The sequence below is a fragment of the Enterococcus avium ATCC 14025 genome (assembly GCF_000406965.1).
GTDB classification, from domain to species: domain Bacteria; phylum Bacillota; class Bacilli; order Lactobacillales; family Enterococcaceae; genus Enterococcus_A; species Enterococcus_A avium.
Map to the genome: position 1 here is coordinate 462,565 of NZ_KE136357.1, position 14,756 is coordinate 477,320.

At 37.6% G+C, this 14,756-nt stretch carries 11 protein-coding genes and 1 pseudogene; 9 read left to right on the forward strand and 3 right to left on the reverse strand.

Annotated elements, in window-relative coordinates; all coding sequences use genetic code 11:
* Positions 1-19: 19 nt before the first annotated feature.
* Positions 20-1,359, reverse strand: a pseudogene (locus OMU_RS02235) (ISL3 family transposase).
* Between the two features lie 706 nt (positions 1,360-2,065).
* On the opposite strand from OMU_RS02235, the gene OMU_RS02240 reads away from it, so the two are divergent.
* Positions 2,066-2,752 (forward strand): hypothetical protein, encoded by a 687-nt coding sequence (locus OMU_RS02240; RefSeq protein ID WP_010743569.1) that lies wholly within the window; start codon positions 2,066-2,068, stop codon positions 2,750-2,752.
* A 289-nt stretch (positions 2,753-3,041) separates the two neighbouring features.
* Here the strand turns inward: OMU_RS02240 and OMU_RS02245 are convergent, their stop codons facing one another.
* Positions 3,042-3,296, reverse strand: a complete 255-nt coding sequence (locus tag OMU_RS02245; RefSeq protein ID WP_010743567.1) for a hypothetical protein — start codon at positions 3,294-3,296, stop codon at positions 3,042-3,044.
* Between the two features lie 389 nt (positions 3,297-3,685).
* On the opposite strand from OMU_RS02245, the gene OMU_RS02250 reads away from it, so the two are divergent.
* From OMU_RS02250 to OMU_RS02275, 6 genes are all read left to right on the forward strand, one after another.
* Positions 3,686-4,582 (forward strand): permease, encoded by an 897-nt coding sequence (locus OMU_RS02250; RefSeq protein WP_016178335.1) that lies wholly within the window; start codon positions 3,686-3,688, stop codon positions 4,580-4,582.
* 15 nt (positions 4,583-4,597) lie between these two features.
* On the forward strand, positions 4,598-5,437 hold the full coding sequence (locus OMU_RS02255) for a TIGR03943 family putative permease subunit (protein WP_016178336.1): 840 nt from the start codon (positions 4,598-4,600) through the stop codon (positions 5,435-5,437).
* Positions 5,438-5,620: 183 nt separating this feature from the next.
* Positions 5,621-6,298 carry a response regulator transcription factor gene (locus OMU_RS02260; protein ID WP_016178337.1) on the forward strand — a complete coding sequence of 226 codons (678 nt, stop codon included), beginning with the start codon at positions 5,621-5,623 and terminating at the stop codon, positions 6,296-6,298.
* Entirely contained in the window at positions 6,298-7,299 is a 1,002-nt protein-coding gene (locus OMU_RS02265) for a sensor histidine kinase (protein WP_016178338.1), read from the forward strand. The genes OMU_RS02260 and OMU_RS02265 overlap by 1 nt, the downstream gene beginning before the upstream one ends.
* A 124-nt stretch (positions 7,300-7,423) precedes the next feature.
* Complete coding sequence (locus OMU_RS02270; protein WP_016178339.1) at positions 7,424-8,185, forward strand: ABC transporter ATP-binding protein; 762 nt, start codon at positions 7,424-7,426, stop codon at positions 8,183-8,185.
* A gap of 2 nt (positions 8,186-8,187) precedes the next feature.
* Positions 8,188-10,176 (forward strand): ABC transporter permease, encoded by a 1,989-nt coding sequence (locus OMU_RS02275; RefSeq protein ID WP_016178340.1) that lies wholly within the window; start codon positions 8,188-8,190, stop codon positions 10,174-10,176.
* 224 nt (positions 10,177-10,400) lie between these two features.
* On the opposite strand, the gene OMU_RS02280 is transcribed toward OMU_RS02275, so the two are convergent.
* Complete coding sequence (locus tag OMU_RS02280; protein ID WP_016178341.1) at positions 10,401-11,561, reverse strand: cation diffusion facilitator family transporter; 1,161 nt, start codon at positions 11,559-11,561, stop codon at positions 10,401-10,403.
* 232 nt (positions 11,562-11,793) lie between these two features.
* On the opposite strand from OMU_RS02280, the gene OMU_RS02285 reads away from it, so the two are divergent.
* On the forward strand, positions 11,794-12,147 hold the full coding sequence (locus OMU_RS02285; protein ID WP_016178342.1) for a hypothetical protein: 354 nt from the start codon (positions 11,794-11,796) through the stop codon (positions 12,145-12,147).
* 562 nt (positions 12,148-12,709) lie between these two features.
* The gene (locus OMU_RS02290) at positions 12,710-14,656 is read left to right on the forward strand and encodes a glucosaminidase domain-containing protein (protein ID WP_016178343.1); all 1,947 of its coding nucleotides are present in this window, start codon (positions 12,710-12,712) and stop codon (positions 14,654-14,656) included.
* The last annotated feature ends 100 nt before the right edge of the window (positions 14,657-14,756 follow it).

The window sequence follows — 14,756 nt, forward strand, 5'->3', positions numbered from 1 at the left end:
AATCGAGATACTCACACGGCTAGACAGCTATCTTGTCTAGCCGTGTTGTTGTTCTGGCTTTAGTCAGTTGGGTAGTATTCTTAGTTTTCTTAAAATATTTTCCTCGATATAAAAAGATTCGTTCTCGGTAGTTTTGAAAGTTTCTAAAGCCATAGGCAATTCGTTTTAGTACTTTGATATGGTTATTCAGACATTCTATAGGCCGTTGGAATAGGGAACGCGCAACGCTCGTTTGATTTCTGTTTGATATTTCTTGAAGGTCGTGAACACTGGTTGGTAGTGCTTTGGCAACTCCTTGTAGTCTTCTTTTAGGAGCGCGACGAATTCAGGAACATCTTGTCTTCTGATAACGGAAAGAAAATCCTGGTAGACTTCGTAGCCTCGCTTTAAGGAATCATCATAAGATAATAGCCGATCGACTATCTCTGCTTCTGTCAGATGATCTCGAAATGACGGACGCCAGTAGCGATGCTGACCTTTCAATTCCCACGCATTCTTTTGAAGTAGTCTCCAGTATTTCTTTAAGTGCTTCGACCGACGATCCCCTTTTTTAAAGGTCTTCATTACTTGAATTCGGTGGTTGGTAAAAGCCCGACCAATGTGTTGGCTAATATGAAAGCGATCGGCGACGATTCGGGCATTCGGAAAACACTCTTTCACCAATGTGCGATAAGGTGTATAGAAATCTGAAACCACTAGACGCACTTGTTCACGGACTTTTCTAGGGTAGCGCAAGAAATAGTCGCGTAAAGGATTGAGTTGCCGATTTTCCACAATATCAATCAGTTGATGGGTCTTGCCGTCCATCATGACAAAGCTCATGGCTCCCGAGACGTTTTTCACCGATTTGAATTCATCGAAACACACTACTTCTGGTAACGGCTGGTTCAAAGAAACAATTTTAGGCCGAAGGCTGCGAAGTATTCGAATGACAGTGGTCGGAGAAATGTGCTTCATACGTGCAATCAAAGACATAGAAATAGGCTCACTTAATAGCTCAAGAATGGCTTGTTTGACTCTGCGGGCGATGGAGCAGCGACGATCACTAACTGAATCTTCTGCTAAAAAAGTCTTTCCACAGTGTTTACATTTGAAGCGCTGTTTGTTAATCCGCAGAATGGTCTTGTAGTTACTGACATCATTCAATAAGATGGATACTTTTTTCCAGCCCCATTTAATGATCGTTTGCTTATTTTGATAGTGACAATGGAAGCATTCCTCTGGTTGATAGGTCAATGTGCCATCAAAAACAAAACATGTTTCGTCATTGATTCGCTCTTTGCGAAAGGCATCTTCATGAAAGATAAGATTTAGGTCTAGAATATCTAGTAACTCTTTGGTAAACTCTGAATAGGACATCTTGAAACACTCCTTTGAATGGTTTTCGTCGACTTTATTCTAAAGGATTTCAAGGTGTCTGTTTGCGTTTATTAGAAAAAAGAAAAAGTATTGGCAACAGAAGGCGTCACCAACACTAGATATTATAGAGCCTATTTTTACACCCTTAAACAACGGAGCTCCTCTGGGAGCTTCTTTTTTACACTATGATTTTCCCGCGATTAACACGGTAGCTATATATTGCGATCTTTCGATTATTCCAGCAGAATATCTGCTTATTCTTATGAAGAAGCAAAATAGAGAATAAGGTTTTAGTGCTCATTGGAGCCTTTCTGTTCTGGCGAAAAAATATTAGGTTTCCTTCGTCATCAGGCTTAGCAGTAGTCAGTGGAATAAGGGTACTGCCCATTTGTGTATATATTTCCTTTGTATTCCTCATGAAAAGGATTCGCAGTTAGTTGTCTCAATAATTCGCCAGCCTTCATTTCATACCTTCTTCCGTTGGAATCTACTTGATTCAAATTTTAGCATGATACTTGTCTTGCCGACAACTGAATATCTTCTTACAATATCAGTTCCTGATTTTTAAACACGATTTAATTATAGTATGCAGGCTTATATTAAAATTTATTTATAAATAAACAATGTTATTGAGAAACAATAGATAAAACGTTAATATATAAAAGTTGCAATGTCGCTTTTATATATGAAAGGAGAAAATTGAATAATGAAAAGGAAAAAATATGTAGTCGTAACACTCATCATTGTAATAGCTTTTATTGGTTTAGCCGGTAAAAATTATGCAGACAGTATTTTAAACTGGGGTGGGGAACAGAATATTTCTACCATCAATGATAACTTAGATAAGTTGAATGATTCATTATCAGATAAAGAACAGAAAATCATACAATTATCCAATAAATCAGCAAGTACAGAGGGCCAATTAACTCAATTTCAAAAAGATATTGATAGTTACAAGCAACAGTTAGAAGCTTTGAAAAATGAAAAAAATCAATTAGCTGGAGAAAAAACTAGTTTAGAATCTCAATTAAATAGTAAAAATGGAGAACTTCAATCTAAACAGCAAGAAATCGCAGATAAATTAAAGGAAATTGAGCAGAAAAACCAAGAGATCAATCAGAAAAACCAAGAATTTAATACTAAATTGCAGGATGCACAAAATAAAGCTAATGATTTACAAAATACCATTAATTCACTAAATAACCAGATTAACACTTTAAACAGTGAAAAAAATTCTTTGCAAGCAGAACTGGATTCTACTAAACAACAATTAGCAAGTGCAAACAAAGAAAATTCTAATTTAAAAGCTTATATTGATAAATTAAACAAGGCTAAACAAGATGTAAAAGATACAGCTAACAAGTCTCAACAAATAGTTGATCAACATCAATAAAAGAGAAAAGATTTCTAGCCCACGATAAGTTATTTTCCCATTGCACATGAAACCGTTTCATTGTATACTATTCATATCCTAAAAACATTTTTTTCATTACTTCAGAACGCTCGAACGACCGGGCGTTCTATTTTTTTGAGTAAATCTATCTTGTCAAATGTAACCGCTCGCTGTATACTTTAGTCACCAACAACCCTAAAACACTTTTTCATAATCCTTGGAGCCCTGGACTAATCGGGAGCTCCTTTTTTTTGTTGTTTTATGTTGGTAAATTAAAAAGCCCGAAAAATCAGGCTTTTACCATATCAAATTCCATCATAATTTTTGTTTTTCCGATCACAGCGTACTTTTTTACAATGAATTGTTTTCTCTTATTATAATCGCCAGCCACTACAACATTCATGCCATCTTCTACGTCAGCTAGAAAATTCAAAGAGTGACCAGCAATCAAGCAACTAACATCATCTAACTTAAAGAAGACAAGGGGACATTCCGACATCTTTAAAATTTTAATTTTGATAACTGTTCCTGTTATTGACTGCATGCGATCACTCTATTCTAAATTGATAAACTTATTATACGAATGTACGTTCGTATTTTCGAGCGAACAAAAGATTAAGAATGAAAGGGGCAGAAAAGGGGCAAAAAATCCTAACTAGTTCGTTCTAGCTCGTTTTTTATCGTAATTTAATCGTTGTTAAACGTTGATTTCAAGCGTTTTTTGACCAGTTTGAACAAGCGATAAAACAGCCATAATAAAAGATGCTGTAAAATAGTTTGTGCATGCCCGCTCTTTTGAGTGGGCTTTTTTAATACTCAAAAGTAAAAAATCTATAAAAAAAGCGTAAAAAAAAGTTTGTGAATTGAAAAAATCTTGTGTCTTTTGCCGAAAAAGAGTATATCTTAGAACAGCGAAAAATTTGGAGGCGTCACATGTTTAATTTTCTACCACATTCGGTTCTGCAAATGAGCACAATTTTTTTGTCAATCGTCATTGAAGCGATTCCTTTTGTTCTATTGGGATGTCTCATTTCCGGAGCGCTGCAGGTATATTTAACCCCTGAACGAGTGCAAAAAATTCTGCCTAACAATAAGTTTCTAGCAATTCTAGTAGGTTCTTTTTTAGGCTTCTTTTTTCCATCCTGTGAATGCGGCATCGTGCCGATCGTCACACAGTTTATGCGAAAGGGAGTTCCTGAGCATACGGCATTTGCCTTTATGGTAACCGCACCGATTATTAATCCGATCGTTCTATTTTCAACCTATATTGCTTTTGGCAACAGTATGAAGTTTGCGTTTCTGCGAGCTCTTGGAAGCTTCATTGTCGCCTTGATCATAGGCTCATGGATCGCCTATTTTAATCGTTCTCCAATCTTAAAATCCGAATTATGCGAGCATTCTGATCATCACGTCGAAAATAAAATTAGAAAAAACTTAAAAAACAACATTTGGTCAGTGCTTATTCACGGAATTGATGAATTTTTCGATACTGGACGATATCTAATCATTGGAGCCTTGATTGCCAGCGGAATGCAGGTCTTTCTTCCGACACAATTCATGCTGCAGCTGACCTCTTCAAAAATCGTCGGCATTCTAGTGATGTTGGTCTTAGCCTTTACCATGTCACTTTGTTCAGAAGCGGATGCTTTTGTGGGCTCTTCTTTACTAAGCTTATTCGGTACGAATGCGATTGTTGCCTTCCTAGTCTTTGGTCCAATGGTTGATATTAAGAATTTAATGATGATGAAACGCAGTTTTCATGGGAAATTTATCCTACAGCTGATCGCATTGATCAGTGTGGTTGTAACGATTTACGCGCTAGTGATATAGAAGGAGGAAGAGGGAATGATACGTTTTTTGATTTTGTCGGGCTATTTTGAATTAATGATGTATTTGCAGGTTTCCGGCAGACTAGATCAATATATTAATGTCCACTATCGTTATCTCATCTTTCTGACGATGGCATTGTCGCTGATACTCGCTTTGGTCCAATTGAAAATTTGGGCCGCTGGAGAGAATGAGAAAAATGATGAGCATCATCATCACGGGCATGATCACGGCTTGAACAAATCCTATCAGCGAGGAATTGCTTATTTGCTGCTGGCTTTGCCGCTAGTAGTGGGGACGCTATTTCCAACGATCAGCTTGGATACGACGATTGTTGAAGCGAAGGGCTTCAGCTTTCCAGTAAGCAAAGAATCGGTGGGCGACCCTGAGATGAACACCCAATATTTGAAGCCTGATACGAGTATCTATTACAATAAAAGCGACTATAATGAACAAATGACACAGCTGATGAAGAAATACGAGACCGATCAAAAATTGGAGATCACGGATGAGAATTATTTAGAAGTGATGGAATTAATCTACAATTACCCAAATTCCTTTGTTGGAAAAACGATTTCTTTTAACGGCTTTGTTTACGAGGCGAACAAGAACAATCAGAAATACGATTTTCTTTTCCGATTCGGGATTATTCATTGCGTGGCTGATTCCGGAGTATTTGGATTGATGACCAAGCTGCCAACTGATTTAACAGTGAAAAACAATCAATGGCTGCATGTAGAAGGGACTATAACTTTAGATTTCTTCGAACCTTTTGATCGTCAGATCCCATCTGTGACAGTCAACAATGCTCAAATGGTGAGTGCTCCAAAAAATCAATATGTTTATCGTGCGTTCTAAGCATGCAATTTATCCGTAGACACCATCTTTTTTAGATGAGGTCTACGGTTTTTTGTTGGCATTTAGTCTCTAAATTTTTATTTTACGGAGTATAGGTAAATAAAATATTTCTCGAAATCAAGATAAACTCAGAAATTCTACAAATTTCTAGTATAATAAAAAGAAAAAGTAGAAGGAACTATAATGACGAATAAAATTTTTCTTGTAGAAGACGACGCGACGATTGTTTCTGTGATTCAACAGCATTTAACTCAGTGGGGGCTGGATTGTGAAATAGCAAATGACTTTCAACATGTTTTCGAAGAGTATCAAGCGATTCAGCCTGACCTAGTAATTTTGGATATTTCTTTGCCATATTTTAATGGCTTTTATTGGTGCCAGGAAATACGTAAGGTTTCAGAGGTGCCGATTATTTTTCTGTCCTCAGCCAAAGACCACATGAATCAGGTTATGGCTTTGAATATGGGCGCTGATGAATTTATCGAAAAGCCTTTCGAACTGACGATTTTACTAGCGAAGATTCAAGCGCTGCTGCGCCGCAGTTATAAATATGGTCAGCAACTAAGCTATTCCTTTGGGGAGTATCAATTTGTTCCAGCAATCAATCAGATTCAATCAACAAATGATCATCTGCCATTGACTCCAAATGAATCACGTATTTTAAGTGTTCTATTTGCCACACGAGGGCAGATTGTACCCAGAGAACAAATCATTGAGACATTGTGGCAAAGCGATGATTTTATTGATAACAATACCCTGGCAGTTAATTTGACACGCTTACGAAAAAAATTGAAGGACTTTGGTATTGACAGTTTGATTCAAACGGTTAAAAACAAAGGCTATTTAATCGAGGAAAAATAATGAAACTACTAATCCATTTTCTATTTGAAAGACGAATGATTTACGGGATGTACCTCGTATTTTGGGGACTGATTTTTCTGACGTTTTATCTCTATGAACTCAGCTTGATACCTTTTTGGGATAGCTTCTTATTTACATTTTTTGTGCTGATTACCTATTCTTTTGTTTCTTTTTATCGATATTTCCGTAAGCAAAAGCAATTAAGGCTATTAGCAACAAAAGATCTGCAATTGAATAGTTTAATCTTTCTGCCTAAAGCTGCAACCTTGTCTGAGCAGACCTATCAGAATGCTTTGCGATTAGTCTTAGAAACGAAAAATCAGCAGCAAGAAGCTCTGCAGCAAAGACAAAAAGATATGCTAGATGACTTCGGCTTGTGGCTGCATCAAATCAAGACACCAGTGGCTGCTTTAGATCTTTTAATTCAATCAGGTCAGTTAGAGCCACGAACAATGAAAAATGAACTCTTCAAGATTAATGAATATTTGCAGATGATTTTAAACTATATGCGGCAAAATCTCGATCAAACAGATCTTGTTTTTCAGCAAATTTCAATTGATAAGGTGATTAAAACCGTTGTAAAGAAATATGCGACTTTTTTCTCTCAAAAGAATTTAAGTCTGCAGCTTGAAAATTTGACTGGAAAGGTCAACTCAGACCAAAAATGGTTAATTTTTATTCTAGAGCAGATCATTTTTAACGCAATCAAATATACAGAAAATGGCACGATCAGCATAGCCTTTGAGAAGAATCGGCTGATTATTCGAGACACTGGTATGGGGATTCGAGCGGAGGATCTGCCGCGCGTTTTCGAAAAGGGATACACTGGAATGAATGGCCGCGAGCAGCAAAGAGCTAGTGGACTGGGCCTCTACCTTAGTCAACAGGCCGCCAATAAATTAGGTTGTCAATTGTATATTGAATCTCAAGTGAAAAAGGGAACAGAGGTCGTAATAGTTTTCCCAGAAGAGATGCATATGAATAAATCCAAACTTTCATAATTGTAAGTTTGGATTTATTTTCGTAAGTAGTGTTTTTACAGGCAAGATTCTATGATGTAGTAGAGAGCTAGCCAGTGACAATCGGCTAACGAAACCACAAAAAATGAACTAGGAGGAATTCACAATGAATGAACTATTAAAAGTTGAGAATATCAAAAAGATTTATCAAACCCAGTTCAAGGGGATGCCTGTTGAAGCATTAAGAAGTATTGATTTGTCTGTTGACAAGGGCGATTACGTAGCGATTATGGGCGAATCCGGGTCTGGTAAAAGCACCTTATTGAACTTGATCGCAACCTTGGATAAGCCTTCTTCTGGAACGATCTTATTGGACGGGATGGATCTGAATACCATCAAGGAAAAAAATGCGGCCGCTTTTCGCCGAGATCATTTAGGCTTTGTGTTTCAAGATTTTAATTTACTAGACACATTTTCAGTCAAAGATAACATTTTATTGCCGTTAGTTTTGTCTCGCATGCCAGTTAAGCAACTGATGGGAGAACTTAAACCAGTAGTTAAGGCCTTAGGCATCGAAAAATTATTAGAAAAGTATCCTTATGAGCTTTCAGGCGGTCAAAAGCAGCGAGTTGCAGTGGCTAGAGCGATCATTACCAATCCAGATTTATTTTTAGCGGATGAACCAACAGGGGCATTAGATTCTAAAACCTCTGAACAGCTGCTGCAAATTTTCCAACGTTTGAATTTCAATGGTCAGACGATTTTAATGGTAACTCACAGTTCGATTGCGGCCAGCCATGCCAAACGCGTCCTCTTTATCAAGGATGGACAGGTCTATCATCAACTTTATCGTGGGAACAAGGATAATTATGAGTTTTTAGAAACAATCAATGAAACGCTGACAGCCTTGTTATCGAAGGAGGCTTAAATATGTTTTATCTAAAATTAGCCTCTACAAATTTAAAGAAGAATCATCGCGGATATTTGCCATTTCTTATTTCAATGCTATTTCTAGTCGCTATCAATACAATGACACAGGTAATTGTAAATAATGAAGGGATGCGCGCGCTGCCTGGCGGCGATTCTGCTAGTTCGATGTTTGGATTAGGTCATATCGTTATTATGATTTTTACTGTGATCTTTTCATTTTATACGAATAGTTTTTTACTCAAGCAGCGAAAAAAAGAACTAGGCCTTTACAATATACTCGGCTTAGGAAAACGCGAACTGTATCAGCTAATGATTTGGGAAAGCTTCCTCAGCTTTTTCATTGTGCTGATCACTGGTTTAATTACCGGAGTTGTCTTATCAAAGCTAGCTTTTCTAGTCTTGCGTCGGCTGATCAGCGTCGGAAATGAGTTTGTTTTTCAGCTGTTACCTGAGAGTCTTGGATTTGTTTCCCTGCTGTTTCTTGGAATTTTCTTCTTGCTGCTGCTAATCAATTGCTGGCAAATCAAAAAGACCAACCCTATTTCGCTTCTGCATGGAAGCAAAAAGGGAGAACAGGAACCAAAAGCACGTTGGATCATCGCTATTTTGGGTTTGGTCTTTTTAGGAAGCGGCTATGGGATCGCGGTTACAATTGATTCTCCGATAAGTGCCTTAACGCTGTTTTTTGTTGCCATTATTTTGGTAATTCTTGGAACCTACTGCTTATTTATGGCAGGAAGCATTGCTTTACTGAAGCTGCTAAAAAGGAATGAACGATTCTATTATAAGACGAATCATTTCATTTCAATCTCAAGTATGATGCATCGAATGAAGCAAAATGCAGCGGGCTTAGCCAGCATTTGTATTCTTTCAACAATGGTTCTAGTAACAGCAGCGACTACTGGCAGTCTATTCTTTGGACAAAAGGATGTTGAAAATACACGCTATCCACGTGACGTGATGATTTCAACAGTTCAGCAGCCGGAGAAGGTGAAAGCTGCAATCGAAGCAGTTAGTGCTGAGAAACAAGCGCCGATTACTAAACAGGTCTACCTGACTTCGACCAAAAGTATCATGTTTCAACCAAAAAATGGCAACTACCAGCTGACACCATTGGAGGATTTTTACAACTCAAAATCAGCAACGATCGCTTTAATTAGTTTTATGACTGCTCAAGAGTATGCAAAGCACACAGATGAAACAGTGAATTTGAAGGATGACGAAATTTATTTCTACCCAGTTAGCGGTGATATTGACGGAAATCAGCTGAAGCTTGAGAATCAGAAGTTTAAAATCAAAAAGCGCATCAATAAATTTCCTGGAATTAATCAACAGATCGAGCTAACGGACTATTTTGTAGTCGTTTTAGCCAATCAGTCAGTTTTAGAGCAGTGTTTGTCTGACTGGTTTCCGAAAAAAGCAGTTGCGGCAGAAAATTATCCTGAATATAACTTTATGTTCAACACTGACCTAAAGGGAGAAAAAAATCAACTTGATTTTGCTCAAACATTGCGTAATCAACTAAATCAACAGCTGGGTGACTCTCAAGTTAGGATTGTTGACAAATATACATTTGTGTCTGAGAACAAGATATTTACTGGCGGCTTCTTCTTTTTAGGAATCATTTTCGGAGCGACCTTTATTTTAGCAACAGCCTTGATTATCTACTACAAGCAAATCTCTGAAGGAATAGATGATCGAGAACGCTTTGAAATTTTACAGAAGGTGGGAATGAGTCATCGTGAAGTAAAAAAGGTTATCCGCAGTCAAGTGATGATGGTATTTTCTTTTCCATTAGTTGTGGCTGTCATCCATCTAGGATTTGCCTTTCCTTTAATTAAGAAGCTGTTGGTTCTGTTTGGGCTGGTAAACTGGAAGCTGTTTCTGCTTGTTTGTGTTATCGTGACAGTGATCTTTGCCATCTTGTATTTTGTAGTTTATCGTTTAACCGCGCGAAGCTACTATCAACTTGTTGAACGGAAAAGCTAAAAGAAGGAGCTGATCTAAAAGTCTAAAAGACTTTCGGATCAGCTCCTTTTCACAATTAAATAGCGACTCATAAGTAGCATCGGCGGAAAATAAGCCGAAAATTCATAAATTTTACGAAGCATTGAGTGTACCATTCACTATCAGCTCCTAAGTCGCTGTGTTTCTTTTCGGGATTTTCTGCTTATTTCCTGACACTGAATAGTTATGACTCGGACTCTTCTTGCTTACAATAAATAGGTTCGATCAAAGGTAATACTTAGCTTTGCAGGTCCGCTTTGGCTGATAAAGCGTTCGCTGATCTGATCTTGCAACTGTGAATTTGTGACCTTTTTTAAGTCTTCAGGCACTACTAAATCAAAATAGATGGTCTCTGGTGTGGTCGTCTTATCAACACGCAGATCGTGAAAACGCAAATGCTGATGAATATCCTTTAAAATCCTTTTTAGTTCTGGAGCAATCCGCTTAAAGTCAGGATCATCAATCGGGTAGGGATCAAGATGACAGACTAAATCAACCCCCAAGTTCTGCTTCACATCATATTCGATCGCATCAATCACTTCATGAGCATGAGGCAAACTCCAATCTTGATTGACCTCAATATGGACAGACGCAAAAACACTATTTGGTCCATAGCTATGAATCAGCAGATCATGATAGCCGATGATGTCTGGGTAATTATCCAAATGCTTGCGGATCGCTAAAACTTCTTCTTCGCGCGGTCGAACTCCCATTAAATCATTAATGAAGCTCATAATCATTTTGACTCCTGAATAAATAATATATAAAGCGATCAGAAAGCCAATATACCCATCAATGCGCCAGCCGCTGAACCATTCGATAATTGCGGAGATCAGCACAGCGATCGTAGTGTAAACATCGTTAATACTATCTTGAGCAGTAGCCTTTAAAGTATCAGAGTTAATTTCACGACCTAATCTCCGATACATAAAGGACTGCCAAAACTTCATTAGGATAGATAATATCAAAACAATATAAACGATGGGGGAGAGCAAAACACTGCTGGGATGTAGAATTTTGATAAAAGAACTATCCAAAAAACGAATCCCAACATAGGTGACCAAGATCGAAATGACAAATCCACTGATATACTCAAATCGTTCATGGCCATAAGGATGGTCTTCATCCGCTGGTTTTCCAGCAATTTTGAAACCAGCAAGGGTGATAACCGAAGAAGCAGTATCCGAGAGATTGTTCATCGCGTCCGCCATGATCGAGACACTACCTGAAAGTGAACCGATAAAGAACTTGGCGAGAAAGAGAAGCAGATTCGAAAGTAATCCTAAAATTCCACCTAAGATCCCAACACTGGTTCTTCTATTTCCCTTCCAACGACTTGTAATTTTATTTATTAAAAAATTTAGCATAACACTCATCCTTATCAATCAATTATTACTAGTATAACCGAAAAAAGTGAGAGAAAGAAACTAAATCCATCATCAAGAATTAAAAGTAAACCTTAAATATTTGCGGTTTACTTTTAATAACGATCTATTTTCGAAGTTTTTTAATAAGATTTTTGCAAATATCTCAGCTAATTAAAATGTAAACACTTTATAATTGTTTATGTAAGAGGATTCAAAAATGGGAGGTATGAGTATGGAGAATCAAGTAGACATAACATTATGGAAGATTCAAACAAGTAATGTAGTCACAGCACTGGAAGATTTCATTGAAGACTGGAAAGCTTCAAGAAATAGTGATCTTGATGAATATTTGCGGAGCTACCCAGGTTACTTCCAAAGTGACGAACCCACCCGTGAAGCAATTCGTCTAGTCCTGAATTATGCTAAAGAGCTGATGGACGGAAAACGTGATAGTGTTGGATTTTATGAAAATAAAATTTGGCGGACCGAAAGCGGCGAAAGTGTTCGAATGACTCATTTCCACGAACGTTCAATTTCGAAGTTAATGCAGAAAATTATCAAAGATAAAGAAAAAGCCAATATTTAAGAAAAGAAGGACCTAAATAGCCTGTGCTATTAGGTTCTTTTTATGCAGTCTTGTTCAATGATCTCTGCAGCTTTGACACTGTGTTGTCAGTAATTCTATTTGTTTAGATACTGAGCGCATACCAATTATAAACGGTGTCTTAAGTAAGTTAACCTCATCAATAGATCTCGGATTATCATTTTTATTGATGTTTCGAGATTTATCTTTATTTTCGCGTATATTATATTAATAAAATAATTATTTACACAAATTACACAACACACTTTTTTAGAATTTTATTAAAATAAACATTTTATTCGCAATTGAATCTTCATTGAATAACCATTTATTGCATTTAGTAAAATATGCAATTTGTGAACGAATTAGACTGATTTATCAAGCTTTATAAACTAATGAACAGATAAAAAGGTAGCCATTTTATCCTGCACGTTGATAATATTGAAGATTTTATGAACTCTGGCTTAGACTTTAGACAGGTTCTTAAATTAATGATATTATAGTAAGTAATTAAGGAAATTAATTATATGTGAAAATATATTTATATTAGAAATGAGGTATAGAGATGAAGTACAATAAAATTGTAAGTCTATTAGCGCTGGGTAGTCTTTTTGGTCCAACTCTATTGGCTTCACAACAAGCTTTCGCTGAAGAAAGTAGTACTGTTGCAAGCAATTCAGCTGCGACTTCATCAAGTCAACAAACGACAGAAAGCTCGAGTACAGGAGAAACCGGGAGCTCTGAAGCGCCTGATCCGACTCCAACCGAACCAACTCCTGAACCAGCGAAACAATATAATTTATTAGCGAATGGTAGTCCAATCGCAAACAATACAGTCGCTGATGCAAACGGCAACCAAATTAGCTTCCAATATACATCGAATGAAGGCTTGGTTGCTGGTACAACCGTTCATTACGTTGTGTCATTGGTAAAAGGCTATACACTAAAAGAAGTAAAGATTATTAATACTACCACACAAGCAATTGTTTCAACGAGTGGAAATATCAATGGTCAATTCCCAATGCCTGATTCAGATGTATCTATCCAGTTTGAAGTGACTCCTGTGAAGGAGGAAGCAAAACCAACACCAACGCCAAAACCAGCAGAAAAACCGAGCGGCAATACAGGGAATTCAAACAGCGGAAATAAGGATAAACCAGCAAGCAATCCGTCAAGTACCACCAATTCCGCTGGAAATTCATCAGCAGCAAATCAAGAACAGCAAGCAGCACGTCAACCAGAGGCAGCAGCAGCGGATGTTCGTATTCCATCAAATCAAAATGCACCAACCTTCAGTAATGAGGTTCAAACGGCAATCGTTCAAGAGGCATACCGCCATCTTGGAAAGCCTTATGTTTGGGGAGCTAAAGGTCCGAATGCTTTTGACTGTTCAGGGCTTGCTTATGTTGTATATGCCAATGCGACTGGTCATAATATCGGCGGTTGGACAGGGGATCAGCAATACGCGGGGACGCAAATTCCTGTCAGTGAAGCACAGCCTGGTGATCTGCTATTTTGGGGAGCACCAACGAGTGTGACGACTCACGTTGCGATCTATATTGGTAATGGGCAATATATCCATGCACCACAACCTGGCGACGTCGTAAAAATCGGTAGTATCGCTGATTTTGCGCCAACCTTTGCTCTTCGCGTAAATGTTGCCGGTCTACCGAAAGCAACGGGCTCTTTATCCAATGCATTTGGACAATATAGTACGAATCAACCATTTATTTTTAATAAAAATCAAACAACCGATCAATTCATCAAAAAAATCGGAGAAACATCTCGCGAAATTGGACAAAAGAACGGCATTTATTCATCAGTAATGATTGCCCAAGCGATTTTGGAAAGTGGTTCAGGTAATAGTTCACTAGCCAGCGAACCAAATTATAACTTGTTTGGTATTAAAGGCAAGTTCAAGGATCAAGGCGTGACATTCCAAACGTTGGAACAGGATAAAGATGGTGCAAGCTTCCAAATTACTTCTGAGTTTAGAAAATATCCTTCTTATAAAGAATCATTGGAAGATTATGCTAAACTGATCAAAAAAGGAATTTCAGGCAATGCTGACTTCTACAAGGCAACTTGGAAAGATCAAACCGAATCTTATAAAGACGCGACAGAACATCTACAAGGACGCTATGCAACAGATAAACAATATGCAGAGAAACTAAATGCAATCATCAAAGCATATGATTTAACAGAATTTGATCACGCTAAAGAAACCAAAGAAAAAACGCCTGGACCTGAAAGCACAGTAGCGAAAGCTAAATTTGATGTGAATGATCAGATCCAATCAAAATTAATTGCTAGTATTATAAACAGTCCACGAATTCCACAAGTGATGTCAACGAAGCATTTTGTTAATCTTTTCCGCGGTGAAAGCCTAATTGCGTTAGCTGCGACAGCTTTGCCAACGAAGAAGATTCAAACGGAAACTATTCCTACCGCTTCATCAATCTATGTTACTTTAAGCAGTGGCTTATTGGCGGTTATCCCACCAATGAAATAATTTTTTCAAACCATAGACTGCCAAGTGAAAAACTTGGCGGTTTTTTTCTTTTAAAAATGCTTGAATTATGTGAAAATGGAATCGTATTCTTTTTCTCACG